17 protein-coding genes are annotated in these 17481 nt (G+C 62.7%); 10 read left to right on the forward strand and 7 right to left on the reverse strand.

Going from position 1 to position 17481, the window contains the following annotated elements; translation table 11 throughout:
* Window positions 1-204: 204 nt before the first annotated feature.
* On the reverse strand, window positions 205-1389 hold the full coding sequence (locus tag OKC41_RS13480) for an NAD(P)/FAD-dependent oxidoreductase (protein ID WP_151027504.1): 1185 nt from the start codon (window positions 1387-1389) through the stop codon (window positions 205-207).
* A 162-nt stretch (window positions 1390-1551) separates the two neighbouring features.
* Complete coding sequence (gene ftnA, locus OKC41_RS13485) at window positions 1552-2076, reverse strand: non-heme ferritin (protein WP_010672333.1); 525 nt, start codon at window positions 2074-2076, stop codon at window positions 1552-1554.
* Window positions 2077-2285: 209 nt separating this feature from the next.
* On the opposite strand from ftnA, the gene OKC41_RS13490 reads away from it, so the two are divergent.
* The gene (locus tag OKC41_RS13490) at window positions 2286-4070 is read left to right on the forward strand and encodes a diguanylate cyclase (protein ID WP_201895179.1); all 1785 of its coding nucleotides are present in this window, start codon (window positions 2286-2288) and stop codon (window positions 4068-4070) included.
* Window positions 4071-4088: 18 nt separating this feature from the next.
* Here the strand turns inward: OKC41_RS13490 and fabV are convergent, their stop codons facing one another.
* On the reverse strand, window positions 4089-5276 hold the full coding sequence (gene fabV, locus OKC41_RS13495) for an enoyl-ACP reductase FabV (protein WP_010672331.1): 1188 nt from the start codon (window positions 5274-5276) through the stop codon (window positions 4089-4091).
* Between the two features lie 452 nt (window positions 5277-5728).
* Between fabV and OKC41_RS13500 the strand changes: the two genes are divergently transcribed.
* The gene (locus tag OKC41_RS13500) at window positions 5729-6163 is read left to right on the forward strand and encodes a universal stress protein (RefSeq protein ID WP_010672329.1); all 435 of its coding nucleotides are present in this window, start codon (window positions 5729-5731) and stop codon (window positions 6161-6163) included.
* 191 nt (window positions 6164-6354) lie between these two features.
* The gene (gene trpS / locus OKC41_RS13505; protein ID WP_201895169.1) at window positions 6355-7368 is read left to right on the forward strand and encodes a tryptophan--tRNA ligase; all 1014 of its coding nucleotides are present in this window, start codon (window positions 6355-6357) and stop codon (window positions 7366-7368) included.
* Here the strand turns inward: trpS and OKC41_RS13510 are convergent.
* A complete protein-coding gene (locus OKC41_RS13510; protein WP_010672327.1) occupies window positions 7347-8321 on the reverse strand; it encodes a LysR family transcriptional regulator in 975 nt (324 codons plus the stop codon). The genes trpS and OKC41_RS13510 overlap by 22 nt on opposite strands.
* Window positions 8322-8412: 91 nt before the next feature.
* On the opposite strand from OKC41_RS13510, the gene OKC41_RS13515 reads away from it, so the two are divergent.
* Complete coding sequence (locus OKC41_RS13515) at window positions 8413-9312, forward strand: DMT family transporter (protein WP_010672326.1); 900 nt, start codon at window positions 8413-8415, stop codon at window positions 9310-9312.
* The gene (locus OKC41_RS13520; protein ID WP_010672325.1) at window positions 9297-9458 is read left to right on the forward strand and encodes a hypothetical protein; all 162 of its coding nucleotides are present in this window, start codon (window positions 9297-9299) and stop codon (window positions 9456-9458) included. The genes OKC41_RS13515 and OKC41_RS13520 overlap by 16 nt, the downstream gene beginning before the upstream one ends.
* A gap of 105 nt (window positions 9459-9563) precedes the next feature.
* Here the strand turns inward: OKC41_RS13520 and OKC41_RS13525 are convergent, their stop codons facing one another.
* Window positions 9564-10034, reverse strand: coding sequence for a DUF6314 family protein (locus OKC41_RS13525; RefSeq protein ID WP_029313393.1), 471 nt, complete (start codon window positions 10032-10034; stop codon window positions 9564-9566).
* A gap of 42 nt (window positions 10035-10076) precedes the next feature.
* Here OKC41_RS13525 and OKC41_RS13530 point away from each other — a divergent pair, with 42 nt between their 5' ends.
* Window positions 10077-10931 (forward strand): DMT family transporter, encoded by an 855-nt coding sequence (locus tag OKC41_RS13530; protein ID WP_270672080.1) that lies wholly within the window; start codon window positions 10077-10079, stop codon window positions 10929-10931.
* Window positions 10932-10994: 63 nt separating this feature from the next.
* On the opposite strand, the gene OKC41_RS13535 is transcribed toward OKC41_RS13530, so the two are convergent.
* Entirely contained in the window at window positions 10995-11858 is an 864-nt protein-coding gene (locus tag OKC41_RS13535) for a sensor domain-containing diguanylate cyclase (RefSeq protein WP_029313392.1), read from the reverse strand.
* A gap of 169 nt (window positions 11859-12027) precedes the next feature.
* The gene (locus OKC41_RS13540; protein WP_270672081.1) at window positions 12028-12741 is read right to left on the reverse strand and encodes a 3-deoxy-D-manno-octulosonic acid kinase; all 714 of its coding nucleotides are present in this window, start codon (window positions 12739-12741) and stop codon (window positions 12028-12030) included.
* A gap of 138 nt (window positions 12742-12879) precedes the next feature.
* On the opposite strand from OKC41_RS13540, the gene OKC41_RS13545 reads away from it, so the two are divergent.
* From OKC41_RS13545 to spoT, 4 genes are all read left to right on the forward strand, one after another.
* A complete protein-coding gene (locus OKC41_RS13545; protein ID WP_041201412.1) occupies window positions 12880-13980 on the forward strand; it encodes a glycosyltransferase family 9 protein in 1101 nt (366 codons plus the stop codon).
* A 256-nt stretch (window positions 13981-14236) separates the two neighbouring features.
* Window positions 14237-14863: a guanylate kinase gene (gene gmk / locus OKC41_RS13550; RefSeq protein ID WP_270672082.1), complete on the forward strand. Its 627-nt coding sequence runs from the start codon at window positions 14237-14239 to the stop codon at window positions 14861-14863.
* A gap of 79 nt (window positions 14864-14942) precedes the next feature.
* Window positions 14943-15218, forward strand: coding sequence for a DNA-directed RNA polymerase subunit omega (gene rpoZ, locus OKC41_RS13555; protein ID WP_005307060.1), 276 nt, complete (start codon window positions 14943-14945; stop codon window positions 15216-15218).
* 135 nt (window positions 15219-15353) lie between these two features.
* Window positions 15354-17471, forward strand: a complete 2118-nt coding sequence (gene spoT, locus OKC41_RS13560) for a bifunctional GTP diphosphokinase/guanosine-3',5'-bis pyrophosphate 3'-pyrophosphohydrolase (protein ID WP_039040667.1) — start codon at window positions 15354-15356, stop codon at window positions 17469-17471.
* The last annotated feature ends 10 nt before the right edge of the window (window positions 17472-17481 follow it).

Here is a 17481-nt window from a genome sequence, read left to right on the forward strand (position 1 = left end):
CCGACCATAAAAAACGCGGCCTGAGCAGGCCGCGTCTGGTTCCATCACTCGGGCCGCCTGACACGGCCATATCCGCTCGGACTCATCCGCCGAGCCTCTTTGTCAGCAATACGGCTTCTCCCCCAGCCCGACGACCGGGTCAACTGGAAGTTGTCACCCGAGAGGCCGCTGACGGGGCCATTCACCGCAGGGCCGCGGCATCCCTCAGCAGTACTGGCCTGCCACCCAGCCCGACGACCAGGCCCACTGGAAATTGTAACCACCGAGCCAGCCGGTCACGTCCACCACTTCGCCGATGAAGTAGAGGCCGGGCACGGTGCGCGCCTCCATGGTCTTGGAGGAGAGCGCGTTGGTATCCACTCCCCCCAGGGTCACTTCAGCGGTGCGATACCCTTCGGTGCCGTTGGGCAGGATCTGCCAATCCCCCAGCAGGGTGGCCACCGCCTCCAGCTCCCGTTCGTTGTACTGGCGCATCGGCTTGCTCACCAGCCATCCCAGCTCCACCAGCTTGTCGACGAAGCGCTTGGGCAGCTCGCGCCCCAGCACGGTTTTCAGCTCCTGGGCAGGATGGGCCTGGGCCCAGGTCTTGAGGGTCTCTGGAATGTCAAGATCCGGCAGCAGGTTGATGTGGATCTTCTCCCCCGCCAGCCAAAAAGAGGAGATCTGCAGGATGGCGGGGCCGGAGAGGCCGCGATGGGTGAACAGCATGGCCTCCTTGAAGCGGGTGCCATCCTCGGCGGTCACCGCCACCGGCAGGCTGACCCCCGCCAGATCGGCGAAGGCCTCCTTGTCGGCCTGATGCAGGGTAAAGGGCACCAGCCCGGCGCGAGTCGGCAACACGGTGAGGCCGAACTGCTCCGCCAGCTTGAAGCCGTAAGGGGTGGCACCGAGTTTCGGCATGGAGAGGCCGCCGGTGGCGACCACCAGCGACGAGCAGGCGATCTCCCCCTTGCTGGTGTCGAGCACGAAGCCTTCATCTGTCTTGTTGACGGTGAGGATCTCGGTCTGGAACTGCAGGGTCACGCCAGCCCAGTCGCACTCTGTCAGCAGGATGTCGACGATATCCTTGGCGCTGTCGTCGCAGAAGAGCTGGCCCAGCGTCTTCTCGTGGTAGTTCAGGCCGTGCCTGTCCACCAGATCGATGAAATCCTGCTGGGTATAGCGCGCCAGCGCCGATTTGCAGAAGTGGGGGTTGGCCGAAAGGAAGGCATGGGGACCCGCCTGATGATTGGTGAAGTTGCAGCGACCGCCGCCGCTGATGAGGATCTTGCGGCCCGGCTTCTTGGCGTTGTCGAGCACCAGCACGGAGCGACCCCGGTAGCCAGCCTGGGCCGCACACATCAATCCGGCCGCCCCGGCACCGATCACCACCACATCCACCTGTTTCATCGTCACTCACCCATCAAAAGAAAAACGGCCCCTTTACCTTAAAGGACCGTCATTGTACCCGGCAGACACCAGCACAGCGGTACAAGGACACCTACAAATAGAAAACGGCCCCTTTACAAGGGGCCGTCATTGTACTGACTGAACACTAAGTGTCCACGACTATCAGGCGTTGCCGTCCATGATGCTGGCCGGGGCGCCCTTGGCCAGCTCGGCCAGCTCCTTGTCGATGAAATAGAGGCCCTTGCCATCCTCGCCCACCAGGCTCAGACGGTCGACGATGCTCTTGAACAGCTTCTCTTCTTCGTGCTGCTCGGCCACGTACCACTGCAGGAAGTTGAAGGTGGAGTAATCCTGGGTGGTGAAGGCGACGTGGGCCAGACCGTTGATGCACTTGGTGATGTGATACTCGTGCTCCAGGGTGGTGCGGAAGATGTCACCCAGGGACTTGAATTCGTGGGGAGGCGCTTCGATGGCCCCCAGCACCGGCATGGCGCCGGTCTCGCTCACGTAGGTGAACAGGCGCTCCATGTGCTGGCGCTCCTCGACCGCATGCTGGCGCAGGAAGGTGGCGGCCCCCTCGAAGCCCTTGTCCTCGCACCAGGCGCTCATCTGCAGGTAGAGGTTGGAGGAATAGAATTCAAGATTAATCTGCTCGTTCAACTTCTCGATCATGGCTTTGGCCAACATGATGATTCTCCACTGTGATTTGCCCACGATTGTCGCCACTGTTGCATCCTGACGCAACCAGAGACAACCGACGCACCCCGCAGTTGCGACGACTTTTCACCTCATCCTCTCCCCCATACGGTTATAGAGAAGCAAAGAAACATGGTGTAAGTGACATCAGCCATTATGATGGCGCCATTGGTCGGGGAAAGGATTCAATGAGATTCATAATGGCACTGGCGCTGCTCTGGATGACCCAGTTGCAGGCAGCTCCCTCCTTGCTGAAAGAGGCTGAATTGCAGGCGGCGCGCGATCCCGTCGGCTATCTGCAGCGCCTCGACGCCAGTCCCCAGCAGGATATGGAACTGTTCTACGCCAGGTCCCTGGCCCAGGCAGCCCTAGGCCGCTATCCCCAGGCACAGCGCGACAATGCCCGCGCCCGCGGTCTGGCCAATGCCCAGCAGGAGACCCTTCGCCTGCTCGACTTCCGGTTGCAGCAGATTGCCCTGACCCTGGATGCCGATACGCCGGATCAGGCGATCGAGCTGCTCACCCAGCTCTGGCCGGCGGTCCGGCATCACCCCAGGCAGGTCTCGGAGTGGCATGCCCTCAACGGGCTCGCCCTCTACCGTACCCAGCAGATGAAAGAGGCGATCCTCGAGCTCAAGACCGCCTATCACCTCAAGCAGAAAGAGCCGGGTTCCATCCTCTCCACCTTGCAGTGCGGCCGTCTGCTGATGACCCTCGGCAATCTCTATGCGGACCTCAATCTCTACCGTGAGGCCGAGACCTATTATCAGGATGCCCTCGGCCAGATGGTGCAGCTCAACGAACCCAACAGCCAGGCCATCATCCGGGCCAACATGGCCAGGCTCTACATCGACATGGGCCAGCCTGCCAGAGCCAGCCAGTTGCTCGATACCCTGCTGGCCACGCCGAGCCTGTCACCCCACTATCGTGCCATCGTCCTCGGCTACCAGGCCATGGTGTTCAACGCACGGGCGGACTGGCACTCAGCCTGGCGCAGCCTGGAGGAGGCACAAGCCATCTATGACAGGCTGGATAGCCCGCAGGCGGCCTCCCGTCTGACCGAGATCAGGGCAAGAACCCTGCTGGGTCGTGGCGAGAAGCAGCTGGCCCTGCAACTGCTGATGGAGCACACCGCCCCTCTCTCCATGGATGGTCGGGCGATGCAGGCCAGGTTACTGGCCGATCTGGGCCGCTACCCCGAGGCCTACGGGGCCATGACCCGCTACATGCAGTACTACAAGCAGCACTTCAACCAGACCCTGAGCCAGCACGCGGCCGCCTTCCAGGTCGAGATGGATCTGGCTCGCAGCGAGGCCAGCAATCGCGCGCTGCAGCAGGAGAACGAGAACAAGCGCCAGCAACTGCTCTACCAGCAGAGTGCCCGCTACTACCAATTGCTGCTGCTGGTGCTGCTGGCCGTCGCCCTGATCCTGCTCGGGCTCACCACCCGCAGGCTCCACCGCAGCTCGCGCCACCTCTACAAGCTAGCCACCTTCGATCAGCTGACCGGGATGCCCAACCGACGCGCCCTGCTGGAGAGACTGGGTCAACAGTGGCTGCACGAAACGCCCCTGACCCTGCTCATCATCGACATCGATCACTTCAAGCAGATCAACGACAAGCATGGTCACCAGGCGGGGGATCAGGCTATCCGGCAGTTGGCCAGGGAGCTCAAGAGCTGGGCGCCGGACCAGCAGTTGATCGGGCGCTGGGGCGGGGAAGAATTTCTGGTGGCCATGACCCAGGACGGGGCCACCTGCTGGCGGCGGGCGGAGCAGCTGAGAAGCCGGATCGCCTACCTGGCCGCCCCCCACATGACCATCAGCATCGGAGTGGCGGAACGCTCGACGCAGGATGACAGCCTGAGCCAGCTCATCCATCGGGCCGACATGGCCATGTATCAGGCGAAACGCCAAGGGCGCAACCAGACCGTGCTGGCCCAGTCTCCCAATCTTTCCCCTGAACTGGCCTGCAACGTCGCCTGATGGCCCCTCGTGCGGGTGTCAGGGCGCCAGCTCAGTGAGTGACGCCACGTTCACCGGCGCACCGTAATCCACCCCCGGCAGCTCGAAGCCGTTGAGCTGCATGAACTCCTGGCGCAACCCGGCAAAATCCCCCAGGATGCGGAAGTTCTCCGGCGTCACCTTGGGCCAGAGTGCCGAGACGGCGGCCTGCACCGCTGGCTCAAGCTCGTGGTCATCCATCCGGATCAGCCGGTTGCCATCGGCGACGACCCCTCTGGGCCCGTACATCTTGTCGGCAAACAGCCGCTGCATCTGCTCGATGCAGCCCTCGTGGACACCACGCTCCTTCATCACCCCCATCAACAGGCCCAGATAGACAGGCAGCACCGGAATAAACACGCTCGCCTTGGTCACCAGCGCCTTGCAAACCGACACCCAGGCATGACCGCCAATCCCGGCAAGTTGCAGGTTGATGGTCTCGGCGGTGGCGTGCAGGTGCTCCTTGGCATAGCCGATGGTGCCGTCTCTATAGAGGGGGTAGGTGGACTCGGGGCCGATATAGGAGTAGGCAACGGTCCGGGCGCCGGGGGCCAGACAATCCGCCTGCTGCAATGCCTGCATCCAGCGCTGCCAGTCCTCGCCCCCCATCACGGTGACGGTGTCGCGGATCTCCTCCGGGGTGGCTGGCACCAGCGACTGCTGCACCAGCGCATCGTGCTCCAGATCCAGCCCCCAGCCTTGCAGCGGCTGGCCTGTGGTCTTGAGCACCGAGCGTACCTGTGTGCCATCCGGCATCACCCTGACTCCGCTCGCCAGCGAATAGACCACCAGATCCACCTGCCCGAGTCGCTGGCGGATGACGTCGATGGCCTGCTGGCGCATGGTGTCGGAGAAGGCATCCCCGATCAGGTTGACGGCGATGCGACCGGCTTGCTCCGCCGCCTGACGAAACCAGATGTTGTTGTACCAGCCAGCACTGCCGAGCCCCTTGTCGGAGGGACCCCGCTCGAACGAGACGCCCAGGGTATCGGCCCCGGCGCCGAAGGTGAGCGCGATCCGGGACGCCAGCCCGAAACCGGACGATGCCCCCAGCACCAGCACCCGTTTCGGCCCGTTGAACGGCCCCGCCGCCCGCACCTGTTCGATCTGTTGCAACACGGCGGCGCGACAACCCATGGGGTGGCAATTGCGGGCAACACAACCCTGGATCTGGGGATGAATGATCATGAAGGACTCTCCGGTGCATCGGTGGGACATGAGAAACGGCCATGACAGTATCACCCGGTTGCAGGTGAGGGGCCCTGGCCGTTTTGCCAAGGGAACTGGCTACAGCATAACCAAGGGGGACGGGATTACCTTGATGTCGGACGGGATATGGGCTGGAAGAGGGCAGAAAAACAAAAGGGAGCGCGAGGCTCCCCAAAGCGGTATTCAGATGCTTTTTGTTGTTTTGTGTTCATTGCGAAGCACGGGCACATCCTATTCCCCCACCTTCCCGGGGGCAATAGCACGCCTGTGACCGGCGTCAAACTCCTGTTCAAAATATGCACTCCCCGGCCACCTGCACCTCTACGCCTTCCGATTCGGGGTCAGGCAAATCCTGAAACTGTGGCGACGATGCCGTTTTAGTTTCAGCAGACATTGGTATAGTGGACCCAGGATCAGTGAGGAGAACTCCCATGAATGGAACCTATTACAAACACGTACTGGCCGCGATCGATCTGTCGGAAGACAACCGCAAGGTGATCGAGAAGGCGGTCGACCGGGCCCGCTCCAACGGCGCCAAGCTGTCGGTGATCCATGTGGATGTGGACCTCAAGGATCTCTACACCGAGATGATCGACATCGACATCGACAACGTGCAGGACCAGGTGATCGCCGAAGCGAAGGAGAAGCTGGAAGCCTTCCTCGCCTCGGTGGACTACCCCATCGAGAAGAAATTGGTGATCTGCGGCGATCTGAGCGAGCGGGTCAACCAGGCGGTCAAGGACTACCAGATCGACCTGCTGGTGTGCGGCCATCGCCAGAGCTTCTGGAGCCTGCTCACCTCGAGCGCACGCCAGCTGATGAATACCGTGCCCTGCGACATGCTGGTCGTGCCCTTGCAGAAGTGATCGAACAGGCGTAGTGTGATTTGCCATGAATATGACCTCATTAAATCACAACTACTGGTGGTGCTGCTTCTAAACAGGCGGCACTGCTTTTCTATGTAAAATTTCCCAAAGAAAACACCGTGACCGCCGAGAGGCGGTCATTGTTTTCATCCCTTTGTCGCCTCCCGGCTCACCCAACTGGAGAGAGTGACATGCACAACCCCGTGATCCTGACCGGCGACCGCCCCACCGGCAAACTGCACATTGGCCACTACGTCGGCTCCCTGCGCCAGCGCGTGGCCGCCCAGCACCATTACCGCCAGTTCGTCATGATCGCCGATCTGCAGGCGCTGACCGACAACGGCCACAACCCGGCTAAGGTGACCGATCACGTGCTGGAGGTGATGGCCGACTACCTGGCCGCCGGCCTCGACCCGGCCAAGACCACCTTCTGCCTGCAGAGCGCCCTGCCCGCCCTCGCCGAACTCACGACCTACTACCTCAACCTGGTCAGCGTCGCCCGGCTGGAGCGCAACCCCACCGTCAAGGCCGAAATCCAGCAGAAAGGGTTCGAGCGCAGCCTGCCCGCCGGCTTCCTCGTCTATCCGGTCAGCCAGGCCGCCGACATCACCGCCTTTCGTGCCACTCACGTGCCGGTGGGCGAGGATCAGCTGCCCATGCTGGAGCAGACCAACGAGATAGTGCGCCGCTTCAACACCCTGGTGGGCAAAGAGGTGCTGACCGAGTGCCAGTCCATCCTGAGCGACACCGGCCGCCTGCCCGGCATCGACGGCAAGGCCAAGATGTCAAAGTCCCTTGGCAACACCATCGAACTCGGCATGTCGAGCGACGAGATCAAGCAGGCGGTGTTCGCCATGTATACCGACCCCAATCACCTCAAGGTGAGCGATCCGGGTCAGGTGGAGGGCAATACGGTGTTCGCCTATCTGGATGCCTTCCACTCCGACAAGGCCCTGGTGGCCGAGATGAAGGCCCACTACCAGCGCGGTGGTCTGGGGGACATGCGCTGCAAGCAGGTACTCAACGACTGCCTGCAGACCCTGCTTGCTCCGATGCGGGAGCGGCGCGAGGCAGCCATCGCCGACAAGCGCCAGCTGCTGCGCCTGTTGCAGCAGGGTACCGAGCAGGCCCGGGCCCTCACCGACGAGGTGCTGGCCGAGGTGAAGGGGGCGATGGGGCTGGACTACTTCTCCGGATTGGCGTGATCTGCCTCCTGCGGCGCGGGATGGCCGAGCGCATCCGCGCCGTAGCGCTCCCTCGCCAGCCGGTGCAACAACCCCTTGAACCAGCCGATCGCCTCGTCATGGGCACTGAGCGGGTGGCCCGCCATCAGGTAGACGATGGGGATGGCGGGTTCCAGCTGGTGCAGGCGCAACGGATAGTGGCGACAGAAGTGGCGCCCGATCATCTCGGGCACCACCACCAGGTAGCGGCCGGTCGCCATCAGCGGCGGTACCGCCATAAAGCTCGGCAGCCTGACCCCCAGCTCCCGCTCCACCCCGAAACGGGCCAGCCAGAGATCCACCATGGCCTGGCTGTGGCCCCAGCTGGAGGTGTGGATATGGGGGCGGCTGACCAGTTCTCCCGGCCCCAGCATGTCGGGCAGAGCGCTGCCGAGGGGCGACAAACAGACCAGCGGATTGCTGAACCACTCCTCGCGCCACAACCGGGGCGAGAGATGGTTGGCACCGGCAAACCCGATCACCAAATCCAGTTCCCCCTTCTCCAGCTCCCGCTCGTAGTCGCTGTCCGCCAGCTCGCACACTTCCAGTCGGCAGTGGGGAGCCTGCTGCACCATCCACTCCACCAGCACCGGCACCAGGCCGTGCTCCACCGAGCCCGGGGTGGCGATGCGAAAGATCCGCCGGGCACTTGCCGGGTCGAATCCCTTGGCCTGACGCAGCCCCTGCTCCAGCATGGCCAGCGCCTGGCGCACCGGGCTCGCCAGCGCCTTGGCCCGTTCGGTCGGCATCATCTCGCGCCGACTCATCACGAACAGCGGGTCATCCAGCGCCGTTCGCAGCCGCCCCAGCGCATGGCTGACGGTGGACTGGGAGAGGTGCAGCCGTTCGGCGGCACGGGTGACGTTGCGCTCCTGCATCAGCATGTCGAACACGGTGAGCAGGTTGAGGTCGAGGCGGGAGAGGGGCAGCTCCATCGATATTGGCCATAGTTGAATGACGACAATTCATTTTTGGCATAGTAGCAGATTGCATAGAATGCGCAGGCGAATTACATCGGAGATTCAAATGCGTAGCTATCTGTTGTTGCTGGCGATCGGCCTGTTGTGGGGCTCCCAGTTCATTTTCATGCACCAGGCCGTGGCTGAACTGCCCCCCATCATGGTGGCCGCCGGACGCGCCCTGTGCGGCAGCCTGACCCTGGGTCTGCTCTGCCTGTTCATGCGCCTCAAGAGTGAGCACACGCCCTGGCGAACCTATATGCTGATCGCCCTGCTCGACGCCACCATCCCCTTCATCATGGTGGCCTGGGGACAACAGTATGTGGACAGCGCCATCGCGGCCGTGGTCATGGGTTGTATCCCCTTTGTGACCATTCTGGCGGCACCCTTGTTTATTTCTGGTGAAAGAATCACCAAGGGCGGCCTCGTCTCCGTGATCATCGGCTTCGTCGGCGTGCTAGTACTGTTCTGGCCCAAGCTGACCAGCGGCATGAATGCCGGCCTGCTCGGTGCCATGGCCATCCTGTTCGGTGCCAGCTGCTTCGCCATCGGCCTGCTGATGATCAAGCGCTTCGCCAAGGACCATCCTGTGGTCGTGGCCCGCAACATCCTGATCTCCTCGGCCATCCAGCTGCTGCTGGCCGCGCCCTTCGTGGCCGACCTGAGCAGCCTCACCCTGCCGAGCCAGCAGGCCATGGGCGCCGTCGCCATGCTGGGGATCTTCTGTACCGGCCTGGTCTACTTCCTCTACATGGCGCTGATCCAGAAGGCGGGCCCGACCTTCGCCTCCTTCAGCAACTACCTGGTGCCGCTGTTCGGCGTCATGCTGGGAGCCCTGTTCCTCGGCGAGCAGATCCAGTCCACCACGGGCGTGGCGCTGGCCCTTATCCTGGGTTCGGTCGCCCTCAACCAGTGGGCACAGCAGCGCCGCCAACAGCGGGAGGCTGCCCTATGTCAGGCATCCTGACCACCCTCTGCGGCGGTCTGGTACTGATAGCCGGCTGGCAGTATCGCCACCGGCTGGCCGGGGTGCTGGGTCTGCTGATGGTGCTGCTGCCCTGGTTCTTCGACAGCAAGCTGCAAGCCATGCTGAACTATGCACTGAATGCCTGAAGACCCTCTCTGCGTGTGTGACGAGAGTGTATCTCTCCTGTTTTTGGGACCGTTTTAACAAAACCTCCGATTTGTCCCCTCTACCGGCGCCCTGCGCCGGTTTTTTTATCTCTGCGCCTCTGGTCCGTAGCGATAACTCAACCGCTCGTTCTTGCGCGGCCCCGTTATCTGCCAGGCGAGCAGGAAACCCTCGCCGGTTTCGGTCAGCTCGGCGCTGTAGTGATCCTGCCCGCACAGGTGAGGCTCGGCCGTGACCCAGTGCCCGTCCCCCCGGGGCAACAGCTCGAACAGCATCACCGGCTGCTCGTAGCGCAGGTGGGAGAGCATGATCCCCCGTGCGGTGCGCTGCCACCAGAAGCGGTTGTGCATGGTCAGCTCCCGGCCATGGGGCGTGGTGTAGCGACCCGTCTCGGCATACAGCCACCCCCCATGGTGATCGGTCACCACCACGGCCCCCTCCCCGCGACCGCACCAGTCGGTGGCGGATCCGGCCCCGTTGCTCGCCTCGAAGGCAAATGCTCCGATCTGTGACAACCCTTCCCATAAACGCTGGATCGCGCCTTCCAACTCGGCCATCATAGCGCCCTCCAAATTGACAACTGATGACAATTCAATCACATGAACTACTTGATAGGGGTTACCCTGCTCTGGTCCTTCTCCTTCAGCCTGATCGGGGTCTACCTTGCCGGTCAGGTGGATGCCTACTTCTCGGTACTGACCCGCATCGTGCTCGCCAGCCTGGTGTTTCTGCCCTTCCTGCGCCGTTGCTGGCTGCGCCCCGATCTGGTGGCCAAGCTGATGGCCCTCGGTGCCATCCAGCTCGGCATCATGTATCTCTTCTACTACCACTCCTTCCTGCTCTTGACGGTACCGGAAGTGCTGGTGTTCACCATCTTCACCCCCATCTATGTCACCCTGATCCACGACCTGCTGGAAGGGCGCTTCAAGCCTGTCTATCTGTGGGGGGCCCTGCTGGCGGTGCTGGGGGCGGCCGTCATCCGTTTCGACGGCCTGACCGAAAGCTATGTACTGGGATTCCTGGTGGTGCAGGGCGCCAACGTCTGCTTCGCCCTGGGTCAGGTAGGCTACAAGGTGCTGCTGGCCCGGGAGGCTGAGCAGCCGCCCCAGCTGGCGGTGTTCGGCTGCTTCTATCTGGGCGCCCTGGTGATCGCCCTGCCCGCCTGGTGGCTGCTGGGCAAACCTCAATATCCCGCCAGCCCCCTGCAATGGGGCATCCTCTTCTGGCTGGGGGTCGGGGCATCCGGGCTCGGCTACTTCCTGTGGAACAAGGGGGCGACCCTGGTCAGCAGCGGCGTGCTGGCCATCATGAACAACGCCTTGATCCCCGCGGGTCTGCTGGTCAATCTGGTGCTCTGGGGAAAGGATACCGACCTGCTCAGGCTCGGTCTGGGCGCCCTGCTGATGCTGGCTTCTCTCTGGGTCTGCCAGCGTCAGCAGTTCAGTGAGCGCTGACTGAAAACCATTGACGCTGATGGGTCCATCGGCGTCAATGGGTTCGCGGACAGTGACTGGCCGTCAGCCGACCACGGCGTTGTGTTCCCGCTTCGCCTGACCGTGGCAGGAGGCCAACCGGGCCAGCAGGTGATCGAGCTGCTCGGCACTCTGGCTCTGCACCAGGCCGATGCTCACGGTCACCGGACGCTGGGGCAGCAGGCTGGCGTCGGCGATCTCAAGACGCAGCCGCTCGGCAATCTCCAGGCCGCTCAACCGATCGGTCTGGGAGAGCATCAGGATGAAGCCGTCTTCGTCCCAACGGGCGAAGGGATCTTCCCGACGCAGCTCGCGGCGCACGATGCGGGCCAGCTTGGCCAGCATGGCGTCGCAGGCCGCCTCCCCGAACAACTGCAGGATCTTGCTGCGGTGATCCACGCTGAACTGCAGCAGACAGAAACTGCCGCTCTCGCTGGCCAGCCGTTCATCCAGCAGCAGCTCGAAGTGGCTGCGGCTCTCGAGGCCGGTGAGGGGATCCGTGTCGTGGCGATCCTCCAGGGGCGCCATGGCGGCATCCAGATGGCGAACCACCCCCAGCAGTTGACCTCCTTCGTCGCGACGGACCCGCTCCTCCAGCCGGATGTAATGGCCCTGATGGTGCAGGATGCGGTACTCGAGTCGAAGCCCGTTACTGCGCCCTTGCTGGCAGGCCTCCAGGGCCTCTGCCAGACGGGGAGCATCATCCGGATGTACCCGATCCAGCCAGCCGAGATCCCCCAACTCGCCCCCCTCCAGACCCAGCAGTTGCAGACAGGAAGGGTCCCGCCTCAGACCCTGCCCGGCCGACCAGGTCCAGATCCCGGCCTCCAACATCGCCATGGCCTGTGCCATCAGCGTCACCTCAAGGGGAGTGGTGACCTCAACCCCGGCAGTCTCATACCTTTCCATCACGCGCCTCGAAACCGGATCTGAATATCTGTCCAAGCAATCACACTCAATAAGTAACATTGGTGCTGGCGCCGAGCAACCGCGCCAGCATCGCTGGCCTCGCACCTCTCGCCTCTGGTGGTCCGCCATCAGGGCTTGCCAGCCTCCAGATACGAAGTGAAGCTCGACGTCACGCCACCTTGCCCTGATAGCCTGCCATCAGGGCCTGCCAGTTTTCCGGCACGAAGTGGAAGCTGGTGTGCAGTTGCGACTCCTTGTTGAAGGAGCGCAGCAACCGCTCCAGGTTGGCCTGCTGCCAGTTGCCGGGGGAGCGGATGGCTCCTTTGTCGAAGTCGATCACCCACACCTTGCCCTCCTTGTCGAGCAGCAGGTTGTGGCTGTTGAGATCCGCATGATAGACCCCTGCATCGTGCAACTGGCGCACCGTTTTGCCTATCTTGTGCCACACCTCACCGACGATCGGCCCCTGCTTGAGCAGGGCCACCAGATCCTTGGCGCCGCGAATGCGCTCGATCAGGATGTCGGCCCGATAGAAGGGCCCCTGCTTGACCATGCGGGCCGCAAAGGGGCGCGGCACCGGCAGCCCCTGTTCACTCAGGGTCGCCAGCAGACGATATTCAGCCATGGCCCGGCTGCTCTCCACCCCCTCAAACCAGAACCGGTCACGCACCAGCTTGCCCACCATGCCGCCACGGTAGTAGTGACGCAGCACCAAGTGACGGGATTCATCCTTCACGAACCAGGTCACCCCGCGGCCGATGGAAGAGCCCACCACCTGGCGATGGGTCTGCCACCAGACAGGATCGAACAAGGCAGGGGAAGGATCGCGGAAGACTCCGTCGGCATACCAGCAGACCTGGTTGTGGGTGGTGTGTGTCAGCATGATGAGAATTCCGGTCGATAGTGGGTGCAGGGCATCCATTCAGAAAGCCGTGCCGGTCGGGCAACCGGCGCAATTTTACAATCCACAGGGGAGTTTGCATAATGCCATCCATCCATTTTGCCATCGTTGCGCCACATCATGCCGCTGTTCCAAACGCCGCCCTCCTCCATCTGCATCCTGCGGCTCTCCGCCATCGGAGATTGCTGCCACGCGCTGGCGCTGGTGCGCGTCATCCAGCGGGAGTGGCCCCAGACCCGCATCACCTGGATCACCGGCAAGATTGAGGCGACCCTGTTCGCCGATCTGCCGGGGGTCGAGGTCATTCCCTTCGACAAGAGCAAGGGGTGGCGCGGCTATCGCGATCTCTGGCAGACCCTCAAGGGGCGCAGGTTCGATGCCCTGCTCCACCTGCAGGCCGCCATGCGCGCCAGCATCGCCACCCTCGGCATCAAGGCCAAGGTCAAACTCGGGTTTGATCGGGAGCGCGCCAGCGACGGTCAGTGGCTGTTCACCAACCATCGGGTCCCCTCACCCGCCTCCCCCCACGTGCTGGACGGCTTTCTCGCCTTCGCCAAAGAGCTAGGGATAAAGGATCTGACCCCGGACTGGCAACTGCCCATCAGCGCCGAGCACCAGGCCTGGGCCCGGGAGAAGGTGGGTGGCCAGCCGACCCTGCTCATCTGCGCCGCTGCCAGCAAGGCATTCAAGAATTGGACTGCAGCCGGCTACGCCGCGCTGGCGGATCACGCCGCAGACAAGGGCTTTCAGGTCTATCTGTGCGGCGGACCGGCCAGGCTGGAGCGGGATCTCGCCGCCGAGATCCAGCGCCTCAGCCAGAGCAAGCCGGCAGATTTGGTGGGGCAGACCAGCCTCAAGCAATTGCTGGCGCTGATTGGCGAGGCGAGCCTGGTGCTGGCCCCGGATACCGGCCCTGCCCACATGGCCACCCTGGTGGGGACACCCGTGATCGGCCTCTACGCCCACCACAACCCGGAGCGTACCGGCCCCTATCTGTGCCGGGATTATCTGGTCAGCGTCTATCAGGAGCTGATTGAGCAGGAGACCGGCAAGCCGCTGGCCGAGCTCGGCTGGCGCACCCGCCTCAAGGATCCGGACGCCATGGCCAAGATAAGCCGCGAGCGGGTCATCGCCGCCTTCGACCGCCTCTGTGCCGACAAGCATCTTCTACCGACCCAGGGCAACTCGGAAATTCCGAGCCCTGGCGCAGGGATAATCTGATGGCCCGGCCCCGGCTCCGTGGGCAGAATGGCCCTCTATGCGGGTAACGCCCGCACAGCAAGCTACGGATATTTTGATCGGCTGGAATATGATTCCGGCCGTTTTTTTATCCGCCCCCATCTGCTAACATTCGCCGCCTTTACATCCTCCTGACTCTGATTCCTCCGCGCATTGCGAGCAACCGTCTCCCTTATCGGGCACAAGACGGCGGCCTCTGCTACAACCAAAGCGCGGATCATCGCTTAAAGGTACAGACATGGCGCAACAAGGCACTCTCTATATCATCTCTTCCCCGAGCGGGGCCGGTAAGTCCAGCCTGCTCAATGCCTTGCTGACCCAGCACAACGCCGCCGGCAAGATGCAACTCTCGGTCTCCCACACCACGCGCGCCCCCCGTCCCGGTGAAGAGCACGGGGTGCACTACCACTTCGTCAAGGTGGAAGAGTTCAAGGCGCTGATCGAGCGCGGTGACTTTCTCGAGTGGGCAGAAGTCTTCGGCAACTACTACGGCACTTCCCGCGCCGCCATCGAGGCCTGCCTGGCGCAGGGCATCGACGTCTTCCTCGACATCGACTGGCAGGGCGCCCGCCAGATCCGCGAACAGATGCCGACCAAGTCCATCTTCATCCTGCCTCCCAGCCGCGAGGAGCTGGAGCGCCGCCTGATCGGCCGCGGCCAGGACAGCGCCGAGGTGATCAAGGGCCGGATGGAGAAAGCCATTGCCGAAATGGTGCACTATGACGAGTATGACTATGTCATCATCAATGAAGACTTTGAGCTGGCTCTGTTCCAGCTCAGGGCCGTCATCGAGTGCCAGCGCCTGGAAATGCGTCAGCAACAGCAGGCCCAGCAAAACTTGCTGAAACAGCTACTGGCAGAGTAAGCCAAAAACAAGTAAACTTTTGCGTCATTTTTAAACACCGCTTTTTCAATCACAGAAAGCCCAAACACTGGAGTCCCGCATGGCCCGCGTTACTGTAGAAGATGCTGTAAAACAGGTAGGTAACCGTTTTGACCTGGTGCTGGTCGCCGCGCGCCGCGCTCGTCAAATCGCGGTACAAGGCAAGGATCCCCTGGTCGACGAAGAGAACGACAAGCCGACCGTGATCGCCCTGCGCGAGATCGAACTGGGTCTGGTCAACAACCAGGTGATGGATACTCAGGACCGCTACGAGCAGCAAGAGCAGGAAGCCGCCGAGCTGGCTGCCGTTGCTGCCATCGCAGAAGGTCGCGGCTAAGTCAGTCGCTTCCCATAGTCGGCGCCCGCCCGGGTGCCGGCTGTTCTCCCCATTTACAACCGCTCGAAAACCTCGCAAACTCGAGGGCATACCCTCAATTTCACGGATTGCCGTTTAACCGCTGCGGGGACTGTCTTGTATTTATTTGAAAATCTTAAAGAAATAGCCAGTTCCTACCTGCCACCCGAGCAGGTTGAGAAGCTCAGGCAAGCCTATGTGGTAGCCCGTGATGCTCACCAGGGACAGATGCGTTCCAGTGGTGAACCCTACATCACTCATCCCGTTGCCGTGGCCCGCATCCTGGGCGACATGCGCCTCGATCACGAGACCCTGATGGCTGCCGTGCTGCACGACGTCATCGAAGATACCCCTGTCACCAAGGACGATCTTGCCGAGCAGTTTGGCAACGCCGTCGCCGAGCTGGTCTCCGGTGTCTCCAAGCTCGACAAGCTGAAGTTCCGCGATCGCAAGGAAGCCCAGGTCGAGAACTTCCGCAAGATGATGATGGCCATGACCCAGGACATCCGGGTCATCCTGATCAAGCTGGCCGACCGCACTCACAACATGCGTACCCTCGGCTCCTTGCGACCGGACAAGCGCCGCCGCATCGCCCGGGAAACCCTCGAGATTTTCGCCCCCATCGCCAACCGCCTCGGTATTCACACCATGAAGAACGAGCTGGAAGAGCTCGGCTTCGAGGCGCTCTACCCCATGCGCTCCCGGGTACTGCGGGAATCGGTACGCCGCGCCCGTGGCAACCGGCGCGAGATCATCGACTCCATCCAGAGCGAGATTGAGGGGCGTCTGCGGGAAGCCGGCATCGATGCCCAGGTAAGCGGACGCGAGAAGAACCTGTTCTCCATCTACAACAAGATGGAGAAGAAAGAACTGCAATTCCACGAAGTGATGGATATCTATGCTTTCAGAGTGAGAGTGAAAGACATAGACACCTGCTACCGGGTGCTTGGGCAGATGCACAGCCTCTACAAGCCGCGCCCCGGTCGCTTCAAGGACTACATCGCCATCCCCAAGACCAACGGCTACCAGTCCCTGCACACCTCCCTGGTGGGCCCCCACGGGGTACCGGTGGAGGTGCAGATCCGCACCGAGTTCATGGACCAGATGGCCGACAAGGGCGTCGCCGCCCACTGGGCCTACAAGCAGGATGGGGACAGCTCGGGCACCACGGCCCAGATCCGCGCCCAGCGCTGGATGCAGAGCCTGCTGGAGCTGCAACAGAGCGCCGGCAGCTCCTTCGAGTTCATCGAGGGGGTCAAGACCGACCTCTTCCCCGACGAGATCTACGTCTTCACACCGGAGGGCCGCATCATGGAGCTGCCCGCCGGCGCCACCCCGGTGGACTTCGCCTACACGGTGCACACCGACATCGGTCACGCCTGCGTCGGTTCCCGGGTCGACCGCCACCCCTATCCGCTGAGCAGCCCGCTGCACTCCGGTCAGACGGTGGAGATCATCACGGCCCCCGGCGCCCGCCCGAACGCGGCCTGGCTCAACTTCGTGGTGACCACCAAGGCGCGCTCCAAGATCCGCCAGTTCCTCAAGAATCTGCGCACCGAAGAGTCCGTGGTGCTGGGCCGCCGCCTGCTCAACCACGCCCTCGGCGCCAAGAACATCGAAGACATCCCGGAAGCCCGCGTCAAGCAGGTGCTGGCCGATACCAAACACGAGAACCTGCAGGGGCTGCTGGCCGATGTGGGCCTTGGCAACGCCATGAGCGTCATGGTGGCCCGCCGCATGCTCGGGGATGAGCTGCCGCCGGAAGAGCAGCCCAAATCCACCAGCAAGAAGATGCCGATCAAGGGGGCCGACGGCATGCTGGTCACCTTCGCCAACTGCTGCCGCCCCATCCCGGGGGACGCCATCATCGCCCACATCAGCCCGGGCAAGGGACTGGTGATCCACCAGGAGTCCTGCCGCAACATCAAGGGCTACAGCCGCGAACCGGACAAATACCTGCCGGTGCAGTGGGAGGTGGACAAGGAGCAGGAGCAGGAATTCCGCACCGGCATCAGCATCGAGATCGTCAACCACCAGGGCGCCCTGGCGGAGCTGGCCAACGTGATTGCCGCCACCGGCGCCAACATCCACGCCATCAGCACCGAGGAGAAGGATGGCCGGGTCTATGTGGTCACCCTGCTCATCACCACCAAGAGCCGGATCCACCTCGCCAACATCATGCGCAAGATCCGGGTCATGCCCAACGTGCTCAGGGTGAGCCGACAGAAAAACTGAACACAGGCGG

This window comes from Aeromonas sp. QDB17 (assembly GCF_027705305.1).
In the GTDB taxonomy this organism is placed as follows: Bacteria; Pseudomonadota; Gammaproteobacteria; order Enterobacterales; family Aeromonadaceae; genus Aeromonas; species Aeromonas caviae.